Here is a 26,255-nt window from a genome sequence, read left to right as displayed (position 1 = left end):
AACGGCTCGGTCGGCGACTACTTCGTCGTGCTCTGTGAGACTGACCCGGACGCGGAGGGGCGGTACAACGGCTTCTCGCAGATTCTCATTGAGTCCGACCGCGACGGGTTCGAAGCCGAGAAGATTACGGGGAAACTGGGTATCCGTGCGTCGGATACCGCAGAACTCATTCTCAACGATGTACGCGTCCCCGAAGACAACCTTGTGGGAACGCGCGGGGCCGGCTTCCTCCAGATAATGCAGTTCTTCGACGAGACCCGGACCGGCGTGGCCGCACAGGGCGTCGGTATCGCTCGCGGGGCCGCCGAGCGCGCGCTGGAGTACGCCCAAGACCGCGAGCAGTTCGGCCAGTCCATCTCAGAGTTCCAGGCCACCCAGCACAAACTCGCCGAGATGTTCACCGAAATCGAGGCGGCACGCCAGCTAACTCACAAGTCCGCCTGGAGCGTCGACAACGACGCCGACAAGCTCACCCAGCTGGCCTCAATGGCCAAAGAAAAGGCCTCCCGCGTCGCCGTCGAAACAGCCGACGAGGCCGTCCAGATCCACGGCGGCGCTGGTTACGTCAACGACTTCGACGTCGAGCGGTTCTACCGCGACGCAAAGATTACCCAGATCTACGAGGGGACGACCGAGATCCAGAAGAACATCATCGCCCGGGAACTGCTCGGAAAGGGCATGACCTGAGCAGTCCCCGGTTGTCGACGTGAGACACCCGTCTCCCGAGGGTGCGCTCGTTGAGTGAGGAACGACAGCAGTCCAACCGCTGCTTTTTAAGCCGCCGAGCAACGTAGAGTAGCCAACGATGGGCGACCGAGTCCCACGCCGTGCTACTCGCCCGCTTCAGACCATAATCAGTTGCTACCCTCCCTGTCGCTGTTGTTGTCCCCAGTAAGCTCCGTCCAGTGCTTCGGCCCGGCCAGCCGTCCCGTCTACAGACGACACCACCCACACTACACACCATGTTTGACCGACTGAAAGCGGATATTCGTACAGCACTCACAAAGGACCCGGCGGCGACCAGCGCGATGGAGGTCGCGCTCACGTACCCCGGCCTGCACGCGATCTGGGCCTATCGTGTCGCCCACTGGCTCTGGGCGAACGACCGAGCGTTGCTCGCCAGACTCATCTCTCACGTCGCGCGGTTCCTGACCGGCGTCGAGATCCACCCCGCCGCGGAGATCGGCGAGCGCGTGTTCATCGACCACGGGATGGGCATCGTCATCGGGGAGACGGCCGAAATCGGCGACGACGTGCTCCTGTACCACGGTGTCACCCTCGGCGGCACGTCCATGCGCCGCGAAAAGCGCCACCCGACGGTCAAGGACGGCGCGACCATCGGCGCTGATGCCTCGATAATGGGACCGATCACCGTTGGAGAGAACGCGTCCGTCGGCGCTGGCGCAGTCGTCGTCGATGACGTGACCCCGGACACGACAGTCGTGGGCAACCCGGCGGAGCCTGTCGGCGCTGCCGGTGTCGCCTCACCAAATCCGGACCCTATCATCGCTGACGGCTAACGGCGACAGATACGTTCTTTTCCGTCGAGTCAGTATCACAGAGCCATGAGTGACTCGCCACATGAGGTGTTACGCGCAGACCCCGATATCGGGCCGCTGGTCGAGACACACGGCGAACTCACGCTCGACCCGGCGTCGGACCTTTTCGAGCGGCTCGTCGTCTCGATTCTCCGCCAGCAGGTGTCGATGGCGTCGGCCGCCGCGACACGGGAGCGACTGTTCGACGCCGTCACCGTGACACCGGCGGGCATCAAAGACGCTGACAACGACCTCCTCCGGGACGCCGGGCTCTCGCGGCAGAAAACCCGCTACGTCAACGAGGTCGCCGATGCGTTTCTGGAACACGGCTACTCGCTGGAAACGTTCGAGGACGCCGCCGACGAGGAGATCCACGAGGAACTGACCGCTATTACGGGTGTCGGCGACTGGACCGCAAATATGCAACTCCTGTCGGCTTGATGTACTTACTTTGTATATACACTGAATTTCCCGTCTCTGTAAGCAATGTATAAGAAATCTAACTGTGATTCAAGGTTTTGAGAGTGAAAGAAACCAATTACAAATATCATCCCACTGCTGTCTTGCGATTATAGATTTAGATTTGTATTATTGAGGTAATACAAACCTCTCAAAAGCCACTCGGAAGGGAATCTGCTAACCAACAAATTCGCTGAAACACCCCCCTGCAAGTGTTATAGCGACAAAGGAATGAGGGTGGGGAATAGGGGTGGGAAACAGCACTTCCCGCGTTTTCACTGCAGTAACTACACTAATAAAAGTGCCTACTTCACAGGCAAAGTGATTGGAGAACACTAAAGATTAGCAACAGAACTTCAATCACCCACTCTCACGCACTAACACGACAGTTTTCAAAGCAAACGGGACTGAAACGCAAAAGAGACTACTCAGTTGTTCTCGGTAAAACCCGCCTCATCTACGGGTACGTACTTGCCACCTTCAGACGGCCAGTGGACTACTTCACGGCCAAATTGAGAATCCTGGTAGGTCAATAAAACTTCCATCGTATCGGGATCAACGTCTCGAACCACCTTGGTCGAACCCATAACATCAGTAGTAGGAGAATCCGATTCAACTACGGGCTTGAATCTTCGACCGACATCTACCACCATGTTGCCATAGAAAAGCGCACCTTCGTTGCTCTCGAAAAACTCAATTTCACTCTCGTTCATGCGCGGTAATTCATCATCAGTCATTATAGATACCAAGCTCTATCTCCTTACCAGTGATTCGATAGGCTCTTTGCCCCCTCATTGCAGTGTACGTTTCATTTGAAATCGGAATCAGTTCATCGCTATCATCGGGCTTCAATGGGTCATGTGCCATTGCACTTAGATAATACAGTGGTATCCACCTTAATGCACGCTAACGGGCTTCAATTGCTTATTTACAAAGAAAAAAGAACTGTTACCAATACATAACGTTTTTTCTTACGACCACTACCCCATCGAAATTAGCCATATATAGAGGAAGTGAGAGACAGGGGGAGGGCATCTCGCAATCGCTACAGATTCGTTACATCATCAAACGGTATTTGCCGCTCAGTAGCCGCTCAATCAATTTCTATCATTGCACAACCAAAACCACTTGGTTTAGCAATAAAGTGCTTATAACGTAATTGTCGTTTTCTGTGTAGATTTCAGTGGCAGGGTACCTACATCGCATCTTCGATAAGATGAGGGTCGCTTTGCATGGAGGGCGTACCCCCGTCGAACAACTACATATCTCAATGTCGTTTGCAATCCCGCTCTTGAAATAATATTTTTTGCAAATATGGACTGGAATTTGTTGGCGAGTTGGGAGTGAAATACCCTATAAAAAGGAGTTTTGTTTCAATGAATAGACAGACGTATATTGGAAAAAGAGAGTTTATGGGTACATTTATTAGTGCCAAAGTCTTCTACTATATAATACCGATGGATTTTTACGCCGCGAGTTCTAAGTAAGATTGCAATCAATGACTGCTGACAGTAATACCGAATCTCCCGAATTTACGACCATTAGCGTCCGAAGATGCGATTTAGATGCTCTACAAGACATTAAGAAAGACCTGTTTGGTAGTGCGGGCGAACAGGTCGCACATCGTGTTGCGCTTAGACGGTGCATTGAAATTGCAAAGGAGGCCCAGTAGAATGACAGACGTATGGCGTTCTGTCGATGATGATAGCAAAATCCTCGCTGGCGATCCTGATTTTCCGTTTTACATTGACGACAAGGACGTTGCACTGTCGTTCAGGGACCTGCTAAGCGATGACAGCGGAACGACGAATGACATCAGTGAAATCGCAGCCCTCCTTGTCCATCGCCGTCCTGATGTGATAGAGCGACTCAACGAGGATTATGACGCCGCTGATGTGAAAGAATCAGTTGAATACTGTCACTCTCTACAAGAACAGGAAAATCCTCAAGATGTACTTCACGGATTGGAGAGTGAACTTTCGAGTGCCGACATAGGCGCTGATGATGCGCGCCAATTGCGTGAAGCAACGGTTGCGGCTGTGAGCGAACTTGAATCTGGTGAAGAACCACACAAAATTTTCAAAGAGAAGTTGGATAATTTCGATTCTGAATAATGTCAGTTAAAGAACTTGAGCAGCGTATTGAACGGCTTGAGCAGCGTATTGAACGGCTTGAATCTGAACTTGCTATTGACAGTGAATTTGCCGATAGCGATTCTGAGCGCGAAAGTGACGGTCCGTTTGATCTTCGCCGCCATACAAAATAACTGACATTTCTATCAAATTTAAATGAGTGAAAAGAACATTTACTGGTTCGAGGATTCAGCAACGGTTGATTTCAGTCCGATTGCAAGCGACGGTACTGTTCTGAACGATAGCAGTGGGACGGTCGAACCGATTGAGGTTAACGACCCTCGAACAGATTTCTTTGAGACAGATCAATTCCATCGCTATGATGCGACCGTCGCTCGACCCATTGAACAGACGTATACTGTGGGCGATGGAGAACAACTGACACTCAAAAAGCCCACTGAGGAACTGAAAACCTCTCTGTGGCAGATTGATAATTGCCCCTGGACAGTGGGGCATCCACCATCGAAGCGGATTACAGATTACTCACAGATGCGTGGGTTCTGGCGACATCCCTATTACGATAGTGGACAGAAAGCGACCCTGTACATTCCGTCAAACGACGCTGATGCAGTTTCCACAGTCGATGAAACCAAATCCATTTCCATCGGCTTTCGAGCCTCTGTGGAACTAACTGACGGTGTTTCAACGGCAATTGATGGGTATCAGCGCAACCTAATTTACGATCACATTGCCTCTGTTCGCAAGGGACGGTGTTCCGTAGAAGATGGCTGCGGAATCCACACTGACAGTATTGCCACGCCCATTGAGAGTGGGTACATTCACGGCGATAGCAGTTTCAAAATCAACTCCTTTGGCGACAGTTGCGATTGCGATGGAACCTCGAATTTAGAAGGCGGTCTTGAAATTCTCACTGTCGATGCAGTGCGGGGCAAAAATGACGCAGTTGATTCCAGAATCAGTGAACTGGAAAAAGAGGTTGATGAACTGAGTGACCAACTCGCTGAGCGGAGACGGAAACTCCGCAAATCAGTGCAAATAGATTCTGCGGAAACACCAGACGACGCTGTGATCCGTGAAGGTGGGAAGTTTGATCTTCGCAAGAATACAAAATAACTGATATTTAACTTTGAGATTTATGACTGCAAATAACATCGGTCTATGGGGTGAATAGAATGGTAGACAACTTAATCTTAGAAGCCAGTGTCATAGAAGACTTCGAGGATACGTTGGCAGAGTTGGGTCAAATGTTGACTTCGATTGATCAAATGGCTAACCGCGTCTTTCCAATTGATGCTGAAGTTCGGCTTGGCGATTCGTTAGCCAAGCTCGAAACACTGGACAGTGCCGTTGACAGTGTTGATGATGATATCAACATAGAGACGGGCGAAAGCCGTCTGGCAACAACGGACGGTGGTTCAAATCCATTTGACGACATTGCCGCGAAGTTGGCTGGCGCACAGGCCAATGGACTTGAATTGTTAGACCGCACAGGCCCCTTTGCTGACAATGAACGGCAGTTAGCGATTAGCAATCTCGTGTCTGAGTTTGCTGACCTTGAGTTGAAGATGGGTGATTTCTTCAAAGTCTTTGCCTCTATCTTACCACTTCTATTCACCTTCATTGGCGCATTACCAGCGGCCATTGGTGGGTTAATTGCCCTTGGTGGTGCGGCGGTTGCTGCTGCAACGGCCCTTGGTAGCGTCGGTGGCCTTGCCGTACTTGGCATGGCTATGGATGGTGGTGAGATTGATTTATCTACCTTACAAGAGAATCTTACTGAACTAAAAGAGTCATTCCTTGATGCCTTTGGTCCCGTTGCCAACCGTCTTGCACCGTTAGCAACAGAAGCCTTCGGTAGTGTGGAAACCATCTTTGCCCGTCTCGGTGATAGAGCACAGTTCCTTACGACACTGACTGACGATGCTCGTGGGGCACTCGATTATCTCGAACGGACAGTGCCGTCTGTGTTAGATAAAATCGTTCGATTTGGTGCAGCATCCTTCCCCGTGTTTGCAGCCGTCGATGCATTCCTCGGGAACCTCAATCTGATTGAAGGATTTGGGAATGTCCTTGCTGATACACTGCCACTACTGTTTACCTTGGCAACGGCAGTTGCAGAGATTGTCCCACCACTACTCTCACTGTCAATGGGATTCCTCTTTGTTTCGACGGTCGTGATTAAAGCACTGACAAGCATTCTGTCCTTCTTTGATGTCATTCCATACGGCTTGGAGCTTCTTGGTGTCCTTATCGGTACAATACTGACGTTAGCAACGGTAAGTGCACTATACAGTGTTGCTGGACAGATATTGAGTGCGACCTTCGTACAACAGGCTGCAACGATATTGAGCACGTACATCCCATCACTATCGTCACTAATTGGCGCACAGGTCGCTACAACTCTCAGTACACTCGCACTCAAAGCGGCTTTAGTCGCCTTGATTGGTGTATTGGCATTTGGTCTTGGGGCGGCCCTCTACAGTGTCGGCAGTGCCTTTGTCGGAATGGAGAGCAAGATTAGTTCTGCCACTGACAGTCTCCGTGAATTCGGTGCTGTGGGGAGTCAAATCGACGGAATGGATATTGGTATGTCTGCAACGGCGGCTGCCAGCGGTCAGTCACGACAGTCTACCCGTGGCTATGACAGTGCCCGCGATGTGACTGTCATTGCACCCGATCAAGAGACTGGTAATGCCATTGCCAATGAAATTACGTTCAAAGACGACAGCGGCTCACAAACCAGTTCAACTGAGAACAGAGATAGCCGTTACATGAATGAGTAACTGATTGAGATTTGACTATTTGAGATTTAGAATGAAGGAAGATTTTGAACCCCGTTGGAGCGGGACTGAAAGAGAGTATCGAAATGTCAGGCGTCAGTTGCAGACACGACGACTCGAATCACCATGACTGACGGCAATTTTACATTGGGGTTTCAGACAGAAAAACCCTTTGGTGGGATACACATAAGTTATGAGTATGCTAAAGCGGGGGTGGATTGCTGAATGCGGCTTCGAGATGTGGTCAAAAGTCCCGTTAGCGATAATGTCACTGAACCACTGCAACCCCCCTTACCGTCTGGCGCACCCCCCTCACCGTCAATCGACGTTGACAGTGATAAGACCGCGTACACGTCGCTTCAATCACAGCGACGGGCAATACCTATTGCACCGTCAAATATCACTGCAAGCGCCTTGCCAGCGCCACTCTACGAATGCGGGTGTGGGGACTGCCCTCCCCGTGTCGACCCACTACACGGCAGTTTCGAGGAACCAGTTGAAGATTTTTGGACCGTGACAGAGGTATGCGAGTCACTAACCCCCGTCCCTTGGGAGAAAGCCACGCAAATCTACAAACGGCTTGAAATCCCGAACTTTCGCTCGGAAGGTCATTCCTCGAAAGCAGAGCAACAGCTGTCTACCTATCGAGAAATCTGTGCAACGGACCGTCGTTTGCGCAGAGAGTATGATGATATGACCATAGCCATGCTCACATTGCGTGTAAGGCCTCGTCAGAATGATGAATGGGTATCACCGTGGCGCTTGGATGAGGCACTTCACAGTCCGTGGAGCGACGTGTATGACCGATTGCGATATGAGTTGTCAACCTATGGTGGATTCGACTGGGAATACTGTGCTATCAGTGAAGGGACAGAGTGGTTCGCTACCCCCCACCGTCATGTTCTGTGCTGGATAGACGACAGTGACAATGAGGTTGATGCAATGCTTTTTCGATCTGCGATTGAAACGTTCGTTGAACAGTCGTCCTTTGCCCCCGAAGATAGCCATTCGATAGATGATGAGACGGCGGTGTGGGTCGACCATGCCCCCTCAATAGCAGAGCAAAGCGGCGTCTGTGGGAACCCCTTTGATAGCATTTCACAAGGTGCGCTGTACACGGCAACGTCACTCCCCCATCTAAGTCTCCGTGATCGATTCACCAGTGACCAAACTTGCACACCGATTGATCTCGATGGAGCTTCGCTTGCATGGGCCTCTCCCTACAAGTGGGTGAATTCCTCAAAGGGAGTTTTCGATGCTGAATAACTCGCAAACACACAGTTCGGGTTTGGAGGGGGGTCGAATTGTAGTTGACACTGCGCTAACTCTGAAATCCTATCACTTTCGTTATACTTCAGACAGGAATTCAATCAAGAAAATTTCAGAATCATGACTGACGTAGATAACAGTATCCCGAGCGGCACTGATAGAAAAAAGTACCTCAAATCCAGTGGGCGGGCAACTGACCTTCACGGTGCAAGGCTGTCGGCAAAGGCCACTGTTCGCATCAAAGAAAAAGATATGCAGTTGATTTCAGTAATCCGTGATCATGCAGATGATGAAATTTCAGTGAATGAGGCCATTAGATTCGCGTTAGAAGAAACTGCGTTTAAAATGGAAAGCGACACTGAATCACTCGACAAACCCCGTGACCCGATTGCGGCATTGGCGATGAATTGCGATTGCAACTGTGACTGTAATTCTGAGTAAAAAACTCTCTGTAACACTCAAACGGGGGGTTGAATAGCGAAAGGGGGTAGAACGGTGCGGTTACACAGGGCGATTTATTCCACAATTGGGTAAACTTTTCGCAAATACAGCGACAGTCTACTATGCGCGTTGAACTACCGTGGAATTAACCCCACTCTGTTCGGAACACTCCCACTGTCGTTCTGATAGGAGAAATACCGTCTATCACTGACACCCCACTGTTTCGAGTGAAGCGGCGCTTGAATCAAATCCATATCCTCTGTCCCCATATCCGTTGCACTTCTTGTGTGGAAAGAGCGTGCGTCTCGAAGGGAGCGGTCATTGCCGCTTGCGGCTGACCGCGAACGAGAGTCGCCGCGACACTGCTGTTGCTGTACACAAAGACCATTCAAGCAAGGGCATCCCCACATAGAGGGCCGTCTAACATGGTTCCAGTGGTGTGAACCCCACCAGTTGAAGTGAAAGAACGGCCATGCAAGCGTCAATGCCCATTCAAAAAGAAAGGTCGTTTACTCGGTTTCCTCAGTGCCAGGCCCGATGTGTTTTAGTTGTTCAACGGCGTCTGATTCCACTTCAATCAAATATTTCTCTGTCGTTTCGAGTTTTTCATGTCCCATTAGTTCTTGCAGGTACCGAAGATTCATTCCATTGCGAAGGGATTGGATTGCGAAACTGTGTCGAAGGCAATGAGTAGTTATCTTCCATCGCTCTTTCCCCGCTGCGTCTGTTCCAAGTGACTCTTGTATTCCAGCTGCCTTTGCCCCCTTCTTGACAACGTCGTTCACTCTTGATTTGGCCAACTGTTCGTTTTTCCGACTCACAAAGACATAGGGACTGTCAGTTGCCGATGCAAAGCGATCTCGATACCCCCCATCAAGCCACTGTGTAAGCAAGGTATCGACGTTTTGTTGGTACGCGACTTTTCGAGTCCCCGTTTTCGAGGAATGAACGGTGATAATACGCTGTTCGCGGTCAATGTGATTGATTTTCAAATTCCGTATTTCGTGTTCTCGCATTCCAGTCTGCCACAGCATTCTAATTAACAGTTCGTTCCGAACACGGGGGTTTGGGATATTTTCAGCTAACTGTTCTTTTTCATCAGCAGTGATATGCGGAATAAAGCCCTTGCTTTGCTCTTTCTGCATTGGGGCTTCATTTGGCTGAGAGCGAATTTCCTCTACCTTTGTGAAGGGGTTATCATCGCGGAAATCAAGGTATTCTCCCGCGACCAATCCAAAGAATTTCTTGACTGAACCATGCCTGCTGGCGACAGTGTTGGGGTGGAAGTTTTCATCACAGTATTCAAGGAAATCTACAATCTCAAATTTCTCCGCGTCAACGGCACTTTCATGACTGCCGTTTTCAGCATACCACTGTACGAATTGACGGGCATCGGACTGCCATGTGGCAATGCTATTTTCGCTTTTCTCGTTATCAGCACCCAGTGTTTTGATTACGCGTTTGGCTTTTCTGTCGTCAATATCGCTCATATCGCTCATTGAGTATCCTCTTTCCAGTAGCGAAGTTTGCCATTCTGTTCTCCACACTTGATGATACTCAGTTCCGCTTCAGCCCGCTCTAACGTCTGTTCAACGGCTCCAACTCGTGTACCAAGGGTTTGTGCTATCACGTCCGCTGGCACGCCGTCAGACCAATTTTCGCCCACTGGAAGTTGGCTGATTACAGCGTCTCTGGCAGGGGCAGTGAGATTTCCTAACCCCGCAGAAGTAACTTCACGCTTGACGACATCCACTGAATTATCAACACCGTCAATCTTCGATTCAATACGCTTCAAGCGGTTCTCTAAATCATCTGGAATGGCGGCTGTATCAACATTACCACTGTCCGTGTGGTCGACACTGCCGTTTAGATTCCCTTGCTCGAATTGACTCAGCGTAAACCGAATAAGGTCACTCAATCCGTCAAATCCACTTTCCTCCGCCAACTCAGTCCATTCTGCTTTCCGCTCTCCGTCTAATCTCATTGTGAAAGTCGTATCCTTTGACATGGCGTGTAGATTATCGAACTACAATGTAATAACAGTGTTTATCAATTTCAGAAGATGCAACTCCTGTTCGCGTTCGGCCGAAAAGACGTGTTCCCGGTCGGCGACCTCGGCATCCGCAAGGGGTTCGAGGCCGTCGTCGGTGACGGGTACAGCCGCGCGGAGATGCGCGAGTACGCCGAGCGGTGGTCGCCGTATCGGAGCTACGCGAGCCTGTATCTGTGGCGGGCCAGCGAGGATATCGCCGAAAGCGTCGCAGAAGTGCGCGAGGACTGAGACGGCTCGAAAGCTGGTACGAACGCGTCGCTACTCTTCGCTCTGCTCTTCTTCCTCTGTTTCCACGTCTGACTCGTCGTCCGCGCGGCGGGTCACGTCGACCTGATAGTGTTTGAGGATGTCCCGACCCAGCAACAGCGGATAGTCCATGTGCCCGCGGTCTTCGACGCTGGCGGTGACGGTGTGCTGGGTCCCGCCGACGCCGACGACGAGGTCGACGACCGGGCGCGAACGACCGGACTTGAGGCTCCCTGATTTGATCTTCACGATGTCGAGAATCGGCCCCGTTCCGATTTCCGCGGCGAGCTTGGCGTCGATGCTGGTTCTGGTCGCGCCAGTGTCGGATTTCGCGAGGACGGACTTTGTCCCCTGCGTCCCGGTGACGACAACCTCCTCGATATAGCCGACGACGACGTTCTCCTGTGCTTTCGGCTGTGGCTTCTTCGGCGTACACGCAGGCTTGGAGTCGTCAAGTCGGTCGGAGAGTCGCTCGACGGTTTCATGATCGACACTCCCGCCGGCCCGCTCGATGGCGAGCTGAGCGATGTACGGGGCAGGGCTGACGCCGCTGGCCTTGAACAGGCCACGGAACCCGGCAGTGGGGTTCACTTCGAGCACGTAGTAGCCGTCATCGCTCTGGACGATGTCGACGCCGGCGTAATCCAGCCCGATGGCGTCGACCGAATCGAGCGCGATTTCCCTGACTCGCTCGGGGAGTTCACCCGTCATGTCCTCGACCTCGCCGCCGAGCGCGACGTTCGTCCGCCACTCGCCCTCGGGCGCGTAACGGTTCATCGCGCCGACGATCTGGTCGCCGACGACGTACACGCGAAGGTCGTGGTGGCGCTGCTCGTCGTGTTCCATGTACTCCTGTAAGAACGCGTAGCGGCCACCGACCTGTGCGTTGACCTGGTTTTCCAGATCGACCATCCACGTCCCGCCCCCGTGGGTGCCGATGGCCGTCTTGTACACCGCACGATCACCGAAGCGGTCCCGTTCCTCGTTCAGCAGGTCACTCGATAGCGCGAGCAGGGCGTCCGGGACCGGAACGCCGGCATCGGCCAGCGCGGCAGCGCTTGCGAACTTATGGAGGGCCGTCGTCGCCGCCATCGGCTCATTCAACGTCGGTGCGAGCCGGCTGATAGTCATCCCGAGGCCGATCCCTTCCGCGGGGTGTTCGTCGCTGGAGAGCAGCAGCCGATTTGCGACCACATCAACGGCGGGCTCGAGCGTCATTTCGCCGTCGGTAACGCTTATCGCGGTGTTTTCGGCGCGAAGCCACTCCGTGTCGTAGCCCATCTCATCGACTGCGTTCAGGATGGCCTTCGACTCCTTGCTGGAGTGGAGGCTGAGAACGCCGACGGTAATATCCTGGTCGCTCATGCTGTCGCCTTCTGCCGGCCGCAGTATAGGTGTACGGATATGTAATGCGGGACGACTCTACCGGGGGACCGCCTTGCCGGAGGGGTTTTAGCCGCCGCCTCTCGTTGTGATGGCATGGACGAGGCCGAGCCGTTCACCTACGACGGGGGAATCGTTGCGCCGGGCGAAACCCGCAACATTCGCTACACGGTCAGCGAGACGTATCTGGGGGATGCCGTCCGGATGCCGGTTACCATCGTCAACGGGAAGCGGCCCGGTCCGACCGTGTTTCTCACTGCAGCGGCACACGGTGACGAACTCAACGGCATCGAGGTCGTTCGAGAGGTCGCCCACGAATGGAACCACGACGGGCTGGCGGGGACGCTGATCTGTCTGCCAGTGCTGAACGTCCCTGCATTTCTGGCACAGGAGCGGTACCTGCCGATCTACGACCGCGACCTGAACCGCTCGTTCCCCGGCGACCCCGAGTCGACGAGCGCGAAACGGATGGCCCACGAGATTTTCCGGAACTTTCTGGCTCCCTGTGACGTGGGCCTCGACTTCCACACGTCAACGCGCGGGCGGACGAATATGCTCCACGTCCGGGCGGACATGGACGACCCGAAGGTTGCGCGGGTCGCAAACGCCTTCTCGTCGAACGTCATCATCTCCTCGGACGGCCCGTCGGGGTCGCTCCGGCGGGAGCTGAGCGATTCGGGCGTCCCGACGATCACGATAGAGATGGGCGAAGCCCATCGGTTCCAGCGACCGCTCATCGACTCAGCGCTGGAGAGTGTGCGGTCGGTGCTTGCGGAGTTTGGTCTCCGGGACTCTGACACCGTCCGGTGGCCGGGCTGGCGGACAGTCATCGACGACAGCGGCGAGAAAACCTGGATCCGTGCGGACTCGGGCGGACTGGTGGATATGCACTACGACCGCGGTGACCTGGTGTACGAAGACGACGTGATCTGTACGATCGCCAATCCGTTCAAAACGGAGAACACGCTGATGCGTGCGCCGTTTACCGGCCTGCTGGTCGGCATCCTTGAGAACCCACTGGTGTATCCCGGCAACCCTCTCTGTCATCTGGTCCGACTTGATGACCGGACACAGCGAGCTATCGAGTGGAACCGCCGGGCTGACGACGACGATTGGTAACTGCAGAGTAGTCAATTGACGAACGTCTTCGGACGAGATTCCGGCGATACGCGTCCATTGTAGAAACTACTATCTGTCCCCGGACTAACCCCCCAGTGTATGAGTCAGTCTTACAATCGCGGCACCGTCGAGGACTTCGGACGGTGGCGGGAGTTCACGGCCGGGATGTGGGCCTGGATCTTCCACAAGTTCACCGGCTGGGTTCTCGTGGGCTACCTGTTCACCCACATCGCGGTGCTGAGCACTTCGGTCGGCGTCGATCCGGCGAGCGCGCAGGCAGGCAGTGACCTCTACACCAGCACGCTCAGCGGCCTCGAATCGCTGCTGATCGTCCGGTTCCTTGAAGTCGGCCTGCTGGCCGTCGCCGTCTTCCACATCCTCAACGGGATTCGACTGCTGATGGTTGATCTCGGCGTGGGGCTGGAATCGCAGGACAAGAGCTTCTACGCGTCGCTCCTGCTGACCGGCGCAATCGTCATCGCAAGCGTGCCGACGTTCCTCGGGGGGAAACTAGCCTGATGGCACAGCACTACTCCTCCTTTGACCGCGGCGGGCGTCGCTGGCTGTTCCAGCGCCTGACAGCGGTGTTCCTCATCGGCGTGCTCGCGTTCCACTTCATGCTGTTGCACTTCGTGAACCACGCTTCGGATATCACGTTCCTTGGCACGCAGGCTCGGATGAGCCAGGTCAGCTACTTTGCGACGATGTGGCTGTTCCTCGTGACCGCGACGTTCCACGGCGTCAACGGCGTGTACAACGCGCTGGTCAATCAGGGACTCACCGGTTCCCAGAAAAACGCAGTCAAATACATGCTCGGCATCGCTGGCCTTCTGCTCGTCGTGCAGGGGACCCGCGTGTCGCTGGCCATGACGACCCTCGTCTGAACTATGAGTACGCAAATCGAACAACAGGAAACCGAGACAGAGGCCGACGAGGAAACAGAGCCCGAGGTCGAATCCCCGGGCGACCGTCGGCGCGCACAGCGAGACGAACGACAGGCACAGGAGCAGGCCCAGCGGGAAGTCGAAGAGGAGACGCTCGACGACGACGACACGATCACGCTGAAAGTGTTCCGCTACGACCCCGAAGTCGAGGGGAAGCAGGAACCACGCTTCGACGACTTCCGCGTTCCGTTCCACAAGGGCATGACCATCCTCGATGCCCTCATCTACGCACGGGACCACTACGACTCCTCGCTGACTTTCCGACACTCCTGCCGACAGGCCGTCTGTGGGTCAGACGCCCTATTCGTCAACGGACGACAGCGCCTCGGCTGTAAAACGCAGATCTCTGAGCTTGAGGACCCGGTTCGCATCGAGCCGCTGCCCCATCAGGAGGTCGTGAAGGACCTCGTCGTCGATATGGAACACTTCTACGACCAGATGGAGGCCGTCGAACCGTACTTCGATGCCGACGAGACCCCGGACGACAAGCTCGAAGAGCAGCGCCAGACCCGGGAGAACCGCGAGAAGGTCAAGATGTCCACGCGGTGTATCTGGTGTGGCGCGTGTATGTCCTCGTGTAACATCGCCGCCGGCGACAACGAGTACCTCGGCCCCGCCGCTATCAACAAGGCGTACCGCTTCGCGATGGACGAGCGCGAGGGCGAGAACCGCAAGCAGGAACGCCTCCGTATCATCGAGCAGGAACACGGCGTCTGGCGCTGCCAGACCCAGTTCTCCTGTACCGAAGTGTGTCCAAAGGATATCCCGCTGACCGAGCACATCCAGGAACTCAAGCGGGAAGCGGTCAAGAACAACCTGAAGTTCTGGTGAATTCAGGGTAGCATTCCTTCTGCAGAAAGCCGCTAGTTGTCAGGTACGCTGTGTCTGTCGCCACCTGTCATTGGTCAGTTGTTTCAAAAGCGTACGCGCTTCCTCCACGACTAAAGTCGTGGGCTTCCGCGCTGCTCCCGCTGTGACCCAGAGTAGCCTGAGACAGTCACTATAGGGACATAGGCCCACAGTGCGTTCAGGAGCTATCAATATTTATTGGCAACTCTGGACAACTATTCAACAAATGTCCCTCCCTGCGGTCATCAGGAAAGATTTCAACGACGCAATCCGCTCAGGAACGTTCCTCGCGACCACCCTGTTGTTCGTCCTCGTCGCCGGATTCTGGGCGGCGATTCAGCACGTCCCGCTGACGGCTTCGGCGAGCGATGTCCCGACTAGCACGCTGGCGCTGCTCAACAGTATGGGTCAGCCGATGAGTTTCTTTGTCCCACTGCTGGGGTTAGGCATCTCCTATGCCGCTATCGCCGGTGAGCGCGACAGCGGGAGCATCAAGCTCCTGCTCGGCCTGCCGAACTCGCGCCGTGACGTTATTCTCGGGAAGTTCATCGGCCGGTGTGCCGTTTTGACTATCGCTATCCTCGGCGGCTATTTTGTCGTCGCTGTCTTCGCACTGTTCACCTACGAGTCATTTGCGGCCGTCAAATTCGTGCTCTACACCATCTTGACGGTCTTCTACGGTGCGGTCTATGTCGCAATTGGTATCGGCTTCTCGTCGATACTGAAGTCTCAGTACACGGCGGTTATTGGTGCGGGGGGACTGTACATCCTCTTTCAGCTCGGGTGGGACGTTGTAACGGCTATTCTGCAGGTCATCACTGTCGGCTACACGCCCCCAGATTCCGGTGCACCTCCGTGGCTGATTGTCGTCCACGCTCTCAACCCGACTGCGGCAGTCGGCTACGCGGCACGGGGCATAATCCCCACGTTCGACGAAATAATGTCCTACCCAGTATCGGCTTCATTCTACCCTCCGAAGTGGGCCGGATTCGCCATTCTTGGGGGCTGGCTCGTTCTATCACTCGGGTTCGGCTACATTCGGTTCCAGTCGGCGGATATAATGTAAAGTTGCACAGTCCGACAACGATGATGGCGTGGTGCGTCCGTTCTCCACTCTGTACTGTCGTGGTCGGGCTCGCCTGTTACTCCCGTCTGGCCGTCGCCGGCGCGAGAATCGCTGTCACGGCCTTGTTCATCGGCGCATCACCCCGGCCTCGGCCGGGTCATCGGTCGCCGGGAGGACGACCGCCATATCGCCGTGGATACTCTCGACCTACAGCCCATCAGTTTGGAGTGCAGCTAGGTGGTCGCCTCTCGCAATGAGGTGGACCTTGTGGCCTGCGTGTGCCAGCCGAGCGCCCAGATGACCGCCAATACCGCCGACGCCGAAGACACAGAGTTTCAGACTCTGTAGGCTTACAGCGGACCGGAGCAAAGGGACTGCGGGCAATCTGTCGCGGCAAAGCGCAGGCGCCCCCACAGCGGTCAGGAGTTCCGACAAATGAACTCGAATCGCGCACCGCCGCTCTCGCTGTCAGTCGCGATGACCTCCCAGTTGTGTGCGTCGACGATCTGTTCGACGATACAGAGCCCGAACCCGGTTCCGTCATCGGCCGTTGAATAGCCGGGTTTGAACAGGTCTGCAGTCCCGTCGGGGAAGCCCGCCCCGTCGTCCGTGACGTAGAATCCCCACGATTCTGTCCCGACAGTGACGGTTACGTCGTCGCCACCGTGTTCGACAGCGTTCCGAAAGAGGTTCTCCAGTAATTCCAGCATCGCACCTTCGTCGGCTTTGATGCTGTCGTCGGCCTCGGTTTCAAGCGTCGCATCCTGCGTGTCGACCATCGACCAGGCCCGCTGTGAAAGGGCGTTGAGGTCGATTGTCTCGATTTCCGCGGGATTAACGCCCTGTTTGGCGAGCACGAGCAAGTCATCGATGAGCGTGTACATCCGGTCGATGCTCCGCTCGGCACGCTCGAAATGTGCTTCTTCACCTGTCTCACGTGCGAGTTCGAGCGAGCCGTCAAGGACGTCCAGCGGGTTCCGTAGGTCGTGACTAATCGCGTCCGAGAATCGCTCAAGGCGCTGGTTCTGTCGTTCGAGTTCCTGTTCGCGCTGTTTCCGTGCGGAGATATCGCGGGTCGTCACGACGACGTGGTCTTCCAGCGGGCCGTTCGTGACTTGCTGGCCGCGGGACTCCGCCCAGATCCAGTCGCCATCTGCGTGGCGGTACCGGTGCTCGATGACGGCGACGTACCCCGGTTCGTCTATCATCCGGCCGAACTCGGTGAGCGCGTTCGGGAGGTCGTCCGGATGGACGTATCCAAAGAGGTCCGAATCCTGCATCTCGTCTTGCTTGTAGCCGAGGACGCGTTCCACGGACGGACTGATGTACTCAACGTTGCCCTGCTCGTCGAACACAGTGAGCACGTCGGAGGTATGCGTGACGAACTGGCGAAACTGGGCTTCGAAGCGCGGTCGGTCGCTGACATCGCGGGAGGTGAACACCCGGCAATCGCGGTCCGTCTCGGTGTCCCCTGAGACGGTTGTTTCGAGCCAGACCCAGTCACCGTCGGCGTTCCGGAACCGGTACTCAGTCCCGTCGTCTTCACGCTCGCCGGTAAGTGTGGCGAGGACACGATCTGTATCCGCTGGGTGGACGAGATCCAGCCAGTTCGTGCCGACAAGCGACTCCATATCGTACCCCAGTACGCGTTCGATTGCTGGACTTACAAACCGTATTGTCAATTCCTCGTCAGTAACTGCCAGCACCGTGGGTGCCTCAGCTAACACCGCTTCGAAATCGTCAGTTGACGTGAGGTACTGGTCTGGCATCAGGTTTGAAGCGGGTCAACGCCCGTGGTAGGACTGTCTGTGGGGTCCGATATCAGTAGTTGGTTCCTAAGTATTCACAGCACGTGATATAATTCCATCGGAGGGAACAAAACTCAGTTCGTCTAATAGTTCGTCCCGATAGCAGAAGCGGAATGCGGCCCATCGGTGACGAAGCTCTCGGTAACGCAACAGGGAGGCTTAAGTTTGGCTAATCCTAAGCCGAAACCACGCCAAGAGACACTCTCACAATGTACGAACACGATGTCATCGTGGTCGGCGCGGGTGGCGCTGGCCTCAGGGCGGCTATTGCAGCGAACGAAGAGGGTGCAGATGTTGCCCTCGTGACCAAGCTCCATCCGGTTCGGAGCCACACAGGTGCCGCGGAGGGTGGAATCAACGCCGCCCTTCAGGAAGGGGACTCCTGGGACCTCCACGCGTACGACACGATGAAGGGGTCCGACTACCTCGGCGACGCCCCTGCCATCGACACCTTCGCCAAGGACGCTCCGGAAGAGGTCATCCAGCTCGAACACTGGGGGATGCCCTTCTCGCGTGAGGACGACGGCCGCGTCTCTCAGCGACCGTTCGGTGGCCTCTCCTATCCGCGGACGACGTACGCGGGTGCCGAAACCGGTCACCACCTGCTGCACACGATGTACGAACAGGCGGTCAAGCGCGGCATCGAGGTGTACGACGAGTGGTACGTGACCCAGCTCGCGGTCACCGACCACGACGACCCCGAGGACCGTGTCTGTCACGGCTGTGTCGCCTACGACATCAAGTCCGGCGAAATTCAGGGCTTCCGCGCCAACAACGGCGTGATTCTCGCAACCGGTGGGCTGGGACAGGCCTTCGACCACACCACGAACGCCGTCGCCAACACCGGCGACGGCTGTGCGATGGCCTACCGCGCCGGCGTCCCGATGGAGGACATGGAGATGATCCAGTTCCACCCGACGACGCTGCCGTCCACGGGCGTCCTCATTTCTGAGGGGGTTCGCGGTGAGGGTGGTATCCTCTACAACGACAACGAGGAGCGGTTCATGTTCGAGCACGGCTACGCCAACAACGAGGGGGAACTGGCCTCCCGCGACGTGGTCGCCCGTGCTGAACTGACGGAGGTCAACGAGGGCCGCGGCGTTGAGGACGAGTACGTCGACCTCGACATGCGCCACCTCGGCGAGGAGCGCATTCTCGACCGCCTTGAGAACATCCTCCACCTCGCGGAGGACTTCGAGGGCGTCGACGGCCTCGACGAGCCGATGCCGGTCAAGCCCGGCCAACACTACGCCATGGGCGGCGTCGAAACCGACGAGAACGGCGAGACGTGCATCGACGGCCTCTACGCGGCCGGCGAAACTGCGTGTGTTTCGCTGCACGGCGCGAACCGGCTCGGGGGCAACGCCCTGCCGGAACTGCTCGTGTTCGGTGCCCGGGCCGGCCACCACGCCGCCGGCAAGGACATGAAGACCGCCGAAATCCAGACTGGCCCGTCCGCCAAGAGCGAACCCGGCAACGTGGAGCCGCCGGTCGACCCCGGCGCAATCGACGCCAGCAGCGGCGACGTCGCCGCCGACGGAGCCGCCATCGAACCGAAAGCGGTGCTCGAAAGCACTGTTGAGCAGGAACGCCAGCGCATCGAGGACCTCATCGAATCCGACGGCATCAACCACGCCGAAGTCCGCGCAGACGTACAGGAGACGATGACTGACAACGTCAACGTGTTCCGGACTGAAGAAGGCCTTGAGAAGGCCCTTCGGGACCTCCGGTCGGCGCGCAAGGAGTACGAGAACGTCGCCGTCGAAGACCCGTCCCGGACCTACAACACGGACCTTATCCACACCATCGAGACTCGCAACATCCTCGACGTGGCCGAGGCCATCACGCTCGGCGCGCTTGCCCGCGAAGAGTTCCGCGGCGCACACTGGCGTGCTGAGCACCAGGAACGCAAGGACGAGGAGTGGATCAAGCACACGATGCTTGCCTGGAACGAAGGACAGCCAGAGCTGTACTACAAGCCCGTCATCCTCGAAGGCGACGAAGAGACCTACGAACCGAAGGTCCGGTCGTACTGACGACCTGACCGTCGGCTGCAATATCTGTTTCTGCGAATTTCAGGGCGCGCCGACGAGGACGAACGTGCTCTCGGTGTCGCCGTTGTGGATCGTCCGTTCCGCCTCCGGCGGGAGCTTGATTGCGTCGCCCGCTTCCAGAGACACGCTTTCGCCGTCAACCTCGACGGTGGCTGTCCCCTCGACGAGGATGTACACCTCCTCATGGCCTTCGTCGGCGTGATCGTGTGGCTTGCCAGTCCAGCCGGCCTCACAGTCCAGTACAGTGACGCCGACCTGCTCACAGTCCAGCGGGTCTCGGAGGAAGTGCATCGCATCTGCGACCGGTTCCACGTCGGTGTAGTTGACTTTCGTGTAGCTCACATCCACTGCTGTCGCTGGCCAGCACAAAGTAAGTTGTTGTGAATCCGAAAAGAAAGAGCGCAGGGGCGATACCACTCACACCCTGTGCGTTGCCGCTGGAAGGCACAGACCAGCGTCCGGTTAAATCGCAGCAGAGTATCAGGAGTTTTGGGTGCGGAAACACCCGGAATCATCACTTACTTGGTTGTCAGGAACGTATTATGGGTAGCTTGGAAGGGTGGCTCAGTGGTAGAGCGCTACCAACCAACATGCCAGAATCGGTTGGTGGTTACCCCGCAAAGGGCTCCGCGTGGTTCGACTCCCGCCCCTTCCATTTTTGCGTCTCGCTGATAGCGACTACAGTCTGTTTTCTCAGCAGCACCTCAGTCGGCCGTATCTGATGGGTCGCTAATCAAGAACTACGGTACCGCTGAAAGTTGGAATTGACTGTCGGCGGTGAGGTAGTGCAAGGCGTCGATGTGGGAGCCGACGCCTCACAGGAAGTGGAAAGGTAAGGAATGTGGGGGTGGGGGTGGGGGTGGTGCGGCACCAGTATGGTGCCTATTAGAAACAATGCGGGGAGCTGTATAAAAAGTCACCGCTGTGGTTATCATATCTGATTTTTCGATAGCTCGCCAGTACCGGATTCCACGCCATTGGTGCAGAGAATATTCGGAGAAATAGCGTCGCCGTATCCCGGTTTCAGTCAGCTACTTATGTGTGAACAATACAACGCTCCCGTCGTTGATCGTTGTACAGAGATCCATCTCGAAATCAAGATTGAGGGACGTGAACTCCTGCTTGCAGACGACCATATCGTCGAACGGTTCTTCACAGGACGGACAGGCCACGGCCGTCGTGTTCTGGTAGGAAGCGATCGCCTCGTTATCCTCGCGCGGCGTTAGCGACGAGCGGAGTTCGTCAAAATCGTCCATGTTCGGGCTACCGCGGGCGTACGGCATAAATCATACGCCGCCCCAGCACCAAGGTATTAAAGTTGACTTGTGGTAATACAACCACAATGAGTTCACCCGGTGGCGGCACGCGCTTTGCACTCGTCGCAGGAACCACGGAAACCGCAGGTCGGGCGGGGATCAGCGCCGCCGGAGCCGATCCCGAACTAATGCCGGTAACGCCCGCCGCAGACGCTGAATTAGTGACATACGGCACACCAGTTCGGACGGACGTGACACCAGTCAGTCCGAGCGGCTGTCCGACGCCGGCGCTGGTGACACGGGCCGCCCGAGAAGTCCTTGGATTTAATGTCACAGTTGTCGATGGCGGACTGGCAGAAAAAACAGGGGCACCGACAGTCTCGGTCGGCGCACGCCCGGGAAAAGACATCGCAGAGCAGGACCCGGTGTCGACGGCCCACGGGGCGTTCGCGGCCGCCAGACAGTTCGGCCAGTCGCTCCCGGCCGACGAGCTGTATCTGGGCGAAACCATTCCCGGCGGGACGACGACGGCACTCGGCGTCCTCCGTGCGCTGGGCGAAGACGGGATGGTCTCGTCGTCGCTCCCCGAAAACCCCACAGCGCAGAAATCGGAGGTGGTCGCCGAGGGACTGCAAGCCAGTTCGCTGGAGCCGGGCGACACCGCAAACGAACCGAAACGGGCGGTCCGCCGGATGGGTGACCCCGTTCTGGCAACGCTCGCCGGGCTGACCGCAGGGGCCGTCGAGAGCGATACCGCAGTGACGCTGGCCGGCGGCAGCCAGTGCGTCGCCGTCGCTGCGCTGGTCCGCCACGGCGGCTACGAGGGACCGCTCGGACTGGCGACGACAAGCTACGTGGCTGACGACGAGAGCGCCGACGTGCGGGCGTCGGTTGACAGACTCGACCTCGACCTGACGGTAACGGACCCCGGCTTCGACCGGAGCGACCACGTCGCGATGGAACGGTTCGTCGCCGGCGAGGCCAAGGAGGGGGTCGGGATGGGCGGCGCGCTGGCGCTGGCCGACCGCGCCGGCATTCCAATGGCAGAGGTTCGGGACCGCTTTGCGGCCATCTACGATGACCTGATCGGCGACGCACCCACAGCAACGGCCGAGGAGAGGACATGAAGATGGAGGGGTTCGTTCTCGCCGGCACAAGCTCCGGCGTCGGCAAGACCGTTGCCACGCTGGCGACCTTGACAGCGCTCGAAGACGCCGGGTATCAGCCCCAGCCGGCCAAGGCTGGCCCGGACTTCATCGACCCGAGCCACCACGAGGCGCTGGTTGACGAGCCCTCGCGGACGCTCGACCCCTGGCTTGCGGGCGAGGACGGGATGCGCCGGACCTACTGGCGCGGCACGGGCGATATCTGCGTCGTGGAGGGCGTGATGGGGCTCTACGACGGGACGAAGACATCGACGGCGGCGGTCGCCGAGGGGCTGGACCTCCCGGTCGTTCTGGTCGTAGACGCGAAGGCTGGCATGGAGAGCGTCGCCGCGACGGCGCTCGGGTTCGCACAGTACGCCGACCGCATCGGTGTCGACATCGAGGTGGCCGGCATCCTCGCACAGCGCGCCCACGGCGGCCGGCACGCCGACGGTATCAGGGACGCGCTTCCCGAGGATCTTACGTACTTCGGTCGAATTCCGCCGATGTCAGACCTTGAGATTCCCGACCGCCATCTGGGGCTACACATGGGCTCAGAGGCCGGGCTCGACCGTGACGCACTCTCGACAGCGGCAGAGACCATCGATATCGAGCGGCTGGTCGAAACGGCACGGGCACCACCGGAAGTGGCGACTACGGAGCGAAATACTGGCGACTCGCCGGCTGACCGCCGGGTCGCCGTTGCACAGGACAGCGCGTTCTGTTTCATCTACCCCTCAGTACTCGAACGACTCCGGTCTGAGGCGTCCGTCGAGCCGTTCTCGCCGGTCGCCGGTGACTCAGTGCCTGATGCCGATGCGATATATCTGCCCGGCGGCTATCCAGAACTCCACGGCGAGTCGCTCGAAACCGGCGACACACTCGATGAAATAGCCGTCCGTGCCGCTGATGGCGTCCCCGTCTACGGCGAGTGTGGCGGTCTGATGGCGCTGTCGGAGTCGCTGACGACGACCGACGGCGACACCTACGAGATGGCCGGGGTCCTCCCCGCGGACATCGAGATGCAGGACCGGTATCAGGCGCTTGACCACGTTGAGTTAGAAGCACGGACAGACACCGCCGTGGCCGCGTCCGGAGCGCACCGCCGCGGACACGAGTTCCACTACTCCGCTGCGACCCTCGGCAGCGATGCGTCGTTCGCTTTCGACATGGTTCGGGGCGACGGTATCGACGGCGAACACGACGGCCTCACAGAATACAGCACCATCGGGACGTACTGTCATTGCCACGGCGAAAGTGGCGCGTTCGACCGTCTGCTTGCAGTGCCCTCGAAGGATATCTAACGTACGGCCCGCCGTCGGACGCGTGGCTGACTGCCCGCAACCTTTTTTTCGACAGACAGCGTCGTTCTGATAATGAACGAGTTGCGCGACCTACTCGGAGACCTGGTCGCAGACGTCGACGCCGTATTCCTGTTTTCCCCGAACGCGTCGTTTTTCGAGGAGTTCGACGAAGTCGACGAGAAGATTGTCGTCGTCGGCCCGGAGAACACACTCGATGCGGAGCCGTTCGTCGAACTACCGATTGATTTCACCGACCTCGAAGGCCGCCTCCGCTTCGGTATCGAGGGCGCGCTGGAGCAGGGCATCGTCGACGAGGGCGACGAGGTGCTTTGCGTGACCGAGGTGCTGGACGGGGCCGAGAACACGCTCGTGCGGGTCCAGACTAACGATTTCTCACCCTCCGGCGTGTACGACATGTTCGTCAACTCGCGGGCGGACGCAAGTGTCGTCCGTGATGTCTTCGAGGTCGCCATCGAACTGGGGAAGAAAGGCCAGAAGGGCAAGCCTGTCGGCGCTCTGTTCGTCGTCGGCGACGCCGGCAAGGTGATGAACAAGTCCCGGCCGCTGTCGTACAACCCTTTCGAGAAGTCCCACGTCCACGTCGGCGACCCCATTGTCAACGTGATGCTCAAGGAGTTCTCGCGGCTCGACGGCGCGTTCGTCATCTCCGACGCCGGCAAGATTGTCTCCGCATACCGGTATCTCGAACCCTCCGCGGAGGGGGTCGACATCCCCAAGGGCCTCGGGGCCCGGCACATGGCGGCCGGCGCGGTCACCCGTGACACCATGGCGACGGCTATCGTTCTCTCCGAGAGTGACGGGCTCGTACGGGCGTTCAAAGGCGGGGAGTTAGTCCTCGAGATCGATCCCGAGGAGTACTGAGGATGCAGTTTGGTTTCGACTGGGCAACCATCATCCGGCAGGTGTTCTCGCCACAGGGAACGTTCGTCTTTTCGCTCGTGGTACTGGCGTTTGGCATCGTGCTCGGCTATCTCGTCTGGCGCTCGTCCCGGCGGTTCATGCGCGAACTCGGTGTGCCAGAGGCAGTTGAGGGGACACCGTTCGAGCGGACGGCGCGGGGACTCGGCACATCAACTGTCGGCATCGTCTCGAACCTGGCGGCGCTGTTTATATACATTACGACGGTCACCGCCGTCCTCAACATCGCGCAACTGACAGACCCGGAACTGTACTGGGCCCGCTTCACGTCGTTCCTACCTGACCTGTTTATCGCCCTGTTCGCCGTCATCATCGGCCTCATCGCGGGCGACAAGGCCAAGCTCATCGTCTCCGAGCGACTGCGCAGCGTCAAGATGCCCGAGGCGACGGTCCTGCCAGAACTCGTCAAGTACAGCATCTTCTATCTGGCAGTGCTCATCGCACTCGGGCAACTGGGCGTCGAGACGCTCGCCCTGCTCATTCTCCTCGGGGCGTACGCGTTCGGGCTGGTGTTCGTCTGTGGACTGGCACTGAAGGACATCCTGCAGGCCGGTGCAGCCGGTCTTTACCTCCTGTTGACAGAGCCATACAGCATCGGGGACGAAATTGTCATCGGTGACCAGAGCGGCATCGTGCAAGAAGTCGACATCCTCGTCACGCGTATCGAGAGCGACGGCGAGGAGTACATCATCCCGAACAAGCGCGTGTTCAACACGGGTATCGTCCGTATCCGCGGCTAAGTGAGGTTACGCTTCTTCGGTTGTCTCGTCGTCCGCGCCCAGCGGTTCGGCCGGGACGCCAGCAACGGTCGTCTCTGGCGGCACGTCGGCAGTCACGAGCGAGTTCGCGGCGACCTGTGCGCCCGGGCCGATTTCGACGCCGGGAAGCACAATCGCGCCCGCACCAATCATGGCCCGTTCGCCGACAACGACTTCGCCAGTGCGGTACTCATCCTGCAGGAACTCATGACACAGCAGCGTCGCGTCGTAGCCGATGATAGCGTGGTCCTCGACGGTGATGAGTTCCGGCCAGAACACGTCCGGCGTTGACTCCAAGCCCCACGCGACGCCGTCGCCGACAGTGACACCGAGTCGCGAGAGCAGCCAGTTCTTCAGCCGGAGGCTCGGCGAGATGCGACAGACGAGGATGACGACGTAGTTGACCATCACCCGGAGCGGGTGTTTGGCGTCCGGCCACGGGAACAGGGAATTGTGCGGGCCGGGCGTCGGGTGCTGGCGCAGCCGGTCGTGTCGTGGACCACTCACGTCTGTCGTGTACGGGGCCGCGGTAATCAAACCCGTCGGCTCCGATGCCGCACGCTCAGTCCGCGCCGCCGCGGATGTCGTCCATATGGTCGATACGCTGCTGAACCAGGTCGGCCGTACCGATGTCGTGGCGGACCCGAAGCCCCTCCGTCCCGGCCCGCTGAAGCGCTTCTTCGGCGATGGCCTCCGCGTCGCCAATCGTTTCTGCGAGGCCGACAACGGCGTAGGAGCGAGAGGTAGTCGT

General features: G+C 57.4%; 26 protein-coding genes, 1 tRNA gene and 3 pseudogenes. 20 read left to right on the top strand and 10 right to left on the bottom strand.

Going from position 1 to position 26,255, the window contains the following annotated elements; translation table 11 throughout:
• The 3 genes and pseudogenes from G9463_RS18435 to G9463_RS18425 form a co-directional block, all read left to right on the top strand.
• Positions 1-687, top strand: a 687-nt coding sequence (locus G9463_RS18435) for an acyl-CoA dehydrogenase family protein (protein ID WP_255458713.1), incomplete at its 5' end; no start/stop codon positions are given.
• A gap of 275 nt (positions 688-962) precedes the next feature.
• Positions 963-1,520 carry a serine O-acetyltransferase gene (gene cysE, locus G9463_RS18430; RefSeq protein WP_011223438.1) on the top strand — a complete coding sequence of 186 codons (558 nt, stop codon included), beginning with the start codon at positions 963-965 and terminating at the stop codon, positions 1,518-1,520.
• 45 nt (positions 1,521-1,565) lie between these two features.
• A pseudogene (locus tag G9463_RS18425) lies at positions 1,566-1,976 on the top strand (DNA-3-methyladenine glycosylase family protein); the annotation flags it as partial.
• Between the two features lie 449 nt (positions 1,977-2,425).
• Here the strand turns inward: G9463_RS18425 and G9463_RS18420 are convergent.
• Complete coding sequence (locus G9463_RS18420) at positions 2,426-2,734, bottom strand: hypothetical protein (RefSeq protein WP_165897476.1); 309 nt, start codon at positions 2,732-2,734, stop codon at positions 2,426-2,428.
• 936 nt (positions 2,735-3,670) lie between these two features.
• Here G9463_RS18420 and G9463_RS18415 point away from each other — a divergent pair.
• From G9463_RS18415 to G9463_RS18395, 5 genes are all read left to right on the top strand, one after another.
• Positions 3,671-4,111 (top strand): hypothetical protein, encoded by a 441-nt coding sequence (locus tag G9463_RS18415; protein ID WP_165897475.1) that lies wholly within the window; start codon positions 3,671-3,673, stop codon positions 4,109-4,111.
• Positions 4,111-4,263, top strand: a complete 153-nt coding sequence (locus tag G9463_RS18410; RefSeq protein ID WP_165897474.1) for a DUF1192 domain-containing protein — start codon at positions 4,111-4,113, stop codon at positions 4,261-4,263. Before G9463_RS18415 ends, G9463_RS18410 begins: the two co-directional genes overlap by 1 nt.
• A gap of 22 nt (positions 4,264-4,285) precedes the next feature.
• Positions 4,286-5,203, top strand: coding sequence for a DUF2213 domain-containing protein (locus G9463_RS18405; RefSeq protein WP_165897473.1), 918 nt, complete (start codon positions 4,286-4,288; stop codon positions 5,201-5,203).
• Positions 5,204-5,262: 59 nt separating this feature from the next.
• Positions 5,263-6,873: a hypothetical protein gene (locus G9463_RS18400; protein WP_165897472.1), complete on the top strand. Its 1,611-nt coding sequence runs from the start codon at positions 5,263-5,265 to the stop codon at positions 6,871-6,873.
• Between the two features lie 1,386 nt (positions 6,874-8,259).
• Positions 8,260-8,580 carry a hypothetical protein gene (locus G9463_RS18395; protein ID WP_165897471.1) on the top strand — a complete coding sequence of 107 codons (321 nt, stop codon included), beginning with the start codon at positions 8,260-8,262 and terminating at the stop codon, positions 8,578-8,580.
• Between the two features lie 509 nt (positions 8,581-9,089).
• Here G9463_RS18395 and G9463_RS18390 read toward each other — a convergent pair.
• Together G9463_RS18390 and G9463_RS18385 are read right to left on the bottom strand one after the other, a co-directional pair.
• Entirely contained in the window at positions 9,090-10,079 is a 990-nt protein-coding gene (locus G9463_RS18390; protein ID WP_165897470.1) for a tyrosine-type recombinase/integrase, read from the bottom strand.
• Positions 10,076-10,588, bottom strand: a complete 513-nt coding sequence (locus tag G9463_RS18385) for a hypothetical protein (protein WP_165897469.1) — start codon at positions 10,586-10,588, stop codon at positions 10,076-10,078. The genes G9463_RS18390 and G9463_RS18385 overlap by 4 nt, the downstream gene beginning before the upstream one ends.
• 54 nt (positions 10,589-10,642) lie before the next feature.
• On the opposite strand from G9463_RS18385, the pseudogene G9463_RS18380 reads away from it, so the two are divergent.
• Positions 10,643-10,861, top strand: a pseudogene (locus G9463_RS18380) (DNA-3-methyladenine glycosylase 2 family protein); the annotation flags it as partial.
• Positions 10,862-10,891: 30 nt separating this feature from the next.
• Here G9463_RS18380 and G9463_RS18375 read toward each other — a convergent pair.
• Positions 10,892-12,244 carry a RimK family alpha-L-glutamate ligase gene (locus G9463_RS18375; RefSeq protein WP_121303172.1) on the bottom strand — a complete coding sequence of 451 codons (1,353 nt, stop codon included), beginning with the start codon at positions 12,242-12,244 and terminating at the stop codon, positions 10,892-10,894.
• Between the two features lie 114 nt (positions 12,245-12,358).
• On the opposite strand from G9463_RS18375, the gene G9463_RS18370 reads away from it, so the two are divergent.
• The 5 genes from G9463_RS18370 to G9463_RS18350 all read left to right on the top strand — a co-directional run bounded on the left by G9463_RS18370 (position 12,359) and on the right by G9463_RS18350 (position 16,240).
• Positions 12,359-13,381, top strand: a complete 1,023-nt coding sequence (locus tag G9463_RS18370) for a succinylglutamate desuccinylase/aspartoacylase family protein (protein WP_127013098.1) — start codon at positions 12,359-12,361, stop codon at positions 13,379-13,381.
• Positions 13,382-13,480: 99 nt separating this feature from the next.
• On the top strand, positions 13,481-13,900 hold the full coding sequence (gene sdhC, locus G9463_RS18365; RefSeq protein ID WP_004592522.1) for a succinate dehydrogenase, cytochrome b556 subunit: 420 nt from the start codon (positions 13,481-13,483) through the stop codon (positions 13,898-13,900).
• Positions 13,900-14,265: a succinate dehydrogenase hydrophobic membrane anchor subunit gene (locus G9463_RS18360; RefSeq protein WP_004592521.1), complete on the top strand. Its 366-nt coding sequence runs from the start codon at positions 13,900-13,902 to the stop codon at positions 14,263-14,265. The genes sdhC and G9463_RS18360 overlap by 1 nt, the downstream gene beginning before the upstream one ends.
• A gap of 3 nt (positions 14,266-14,268) precedes the next feature.
• Entirely contained in the window at positions 14,269-15,156 is an 888-nt protein-coding gene (locus G9463_RS18355; protein ID WP_011223441.1) for a succinate dehydrogenase/fumarate reductase iron-sulfur subunit, read from the top strand.
• A gap of 244 nt (positions 15,157-15,400) precedes the next feature.
• Entirely contained in the window at positions 15,401-16,240 is an 840-nt protein-coding gene (locus G9463_RS18350; RefSeq protein ID WP_165897468.1) for an ABC transporter permease, read from the top strand.
• A 207-nt stretch (positions 16,241-16,447) separates the two neighbouring features.
• Here the strand turns inward: G9463_RS18350 and G9463_RS18345 are convergent, their stop codons facing one another.
• Positions 16,448-16,654: a 2-dehydropantoate 2-reductase gene (locus G9463_RS18345; RefSeq protein ID WP_241244061.1), complete on the bottom strand. Its 207-nt coding sequence runs from the start codon at positions 16,652-16,654 to the stop codon at positions 16,448-16,450.
• A gap of 5 nt (positions 16,655-16,659) precedes the next feature.
• A complete protein-coding gene (locus G9463_RS18340; RefSeq protein ID WP_007190159.1) occupies positions 16,660-18,009 on the bottom strand; it encodes a PAS domain-containing sensor histidine kinase in 1,350 nt (449 codons plus the stop codon).
• 248 nt (positions 18,010-18,257) lie between these two features.
• Here G9463_RS18340 and G9463_RS18335 point away from each other — a divergent pair, with 248 nt between their 5' ends.
• A complete protein-coding gene (locus tag G9463_RS18335) occupies positions 18,258-20,084 on the top strand; it encodes an FAD-binding protein (RefSeq protein WP_165897467.1) in 1,827 nt (608 codons plus the stop codon).
• A gap of 39 nt (positions 20,085-20,123) precedes the next feature.
• Here the strand turns inward: G9463_RS18335 and G9463_RS18330 are convergent, their stop codons facing one another.
• Positions 20,124-20,444 carry a cupin domain-containing protein gene (locus G9463_RS18330; protein ID WP_007190157.1) on the bottom strand — a complete coding sequence of 107 codons (321 nt, stop codon included), beginning with the start codon at positions 20,442-20,444 and terminating at the stop codon, positions 20,124-20,126.
• A 211-nt stretch (positions 20,445-20,655) separates the two neighbouring features.
• On the opposite strand from G9463_RS18330, the gene G9463_RS18325 reads away from it, so the two are divergent.
• Positions 20,656-20,757, top strand: a tRNA-OTHER gene (locus G9463_RS18325).
• 376 nt (positions 20,758-21,133) lie between these two features.
• Here G9463_RS18325 and G9463_RS18320 read toward each other — a convergent pair.
• Positions 21,134-21,358 carry a hypothetical protein gene (locus G9463_RS18320; RefSeq protein ID WP_049919159.1) on the bottom strand — a complete coding sequence of 75 codons (225 nt, stop codon included), beginning with the start codon at positions 21,356-21,358 and terminating at the stop codon, positions 21,134-21,136.
• 86 nt (positions 21,359-21,444) lie between these two features.
• On the opposite strand from G9463_RS18320, the gene G9463_RS18315 reads away from it, so the two are divergent.
• The 4 genes from G9463_RS18315 to G9463_RS18300 all read left to right on the top strand — a co-directional run bounded on the left by G9463_RS18315 (position 21,445) and on the right by G9463_RS18300 (position 25,486).
• Positions 21,445-22,485, top strand: a complete 1,041-nt coding sequence (locus G9463_RS18315; protein WP_165897466.1) for a nicotinate-nucleotide--dimethylbenzimidazole phosphoribosyltransferase — start codon at positions 21,445-21,447, stop codon at positions 22,483-22,485.
• Positions 22,486-22,487: 2 nt separating this feature from the next.
• Positions 22,488-23,807, top strand: coding sequence for a cobyrinic acid a,c-diamide synthase (locus G9463_RS18310; protein ID WP_165897465.1), 1,320 nt, complete (start codon positions 22,488-22,490; stop codon positions 23,805-23,807).
• 72 nt (positions 23,808-23,879) lie between these two features.
• Entirely contained in the window at positions 23,880-24,689 is an 810-nt protein-coding gene (gene dacZ / locus G9463_RS18305; RefSeq protein WP_165897464.1) for a diadenylate cyclase DacZ, read from the top strand.
• Positions 24,690-24,691: 2 nt separating this feature from the next.
• Positions 24,692-25,486, top strand: coding sequence for a mechanosensitive ion channel domain-containing protein (locus G9463_RS18300; RefSeq protein WP_004960988.1), 795 nt, complete (start codon positions 24,692-24,694; stop codon positions 25,484-25,486).
• A 6-nt stretch (positions 25,487-25,492) separates the two neighbouring features.
• On the opposite strand, the gene G9463_RS18295 is transcribed toward G9463_RS18300, so the two are convergent.
• A complete protein-coding gene (locus G9463_RS18295) occupies positions 25,493-26,041 on the bottom strand; it encodes a DapH/DapD/GlmU-related protein (RefSeq protein ID WP_165897463.1) in 549 nt (182 codons plus the stop codon).
• A 25-nt stretch (positions 26,042-26,066) separates the two neighbouring features.
• Positions 26,067-26,255: pseudogene (locus G9463_RS18290) on the bottom strand (phosphoribosylamine--glycine ligase); the annotation flags it as partial.

This window comes from Haloarcula sp. JP-Z28 (assembly GCF_011440255.1).
Taxonomy (GTDB): Archaea; Halobacteriota; Halobacteria; order Halobacteriales; family Haloarculaceae; genus Haloarcula; species Haloarcula marismortui.
The sequence above is the reverse complement of the archived record's forward strand: the minus strand, read 5'-3'. Positions and strand labels throughout refer to the sequence as shown.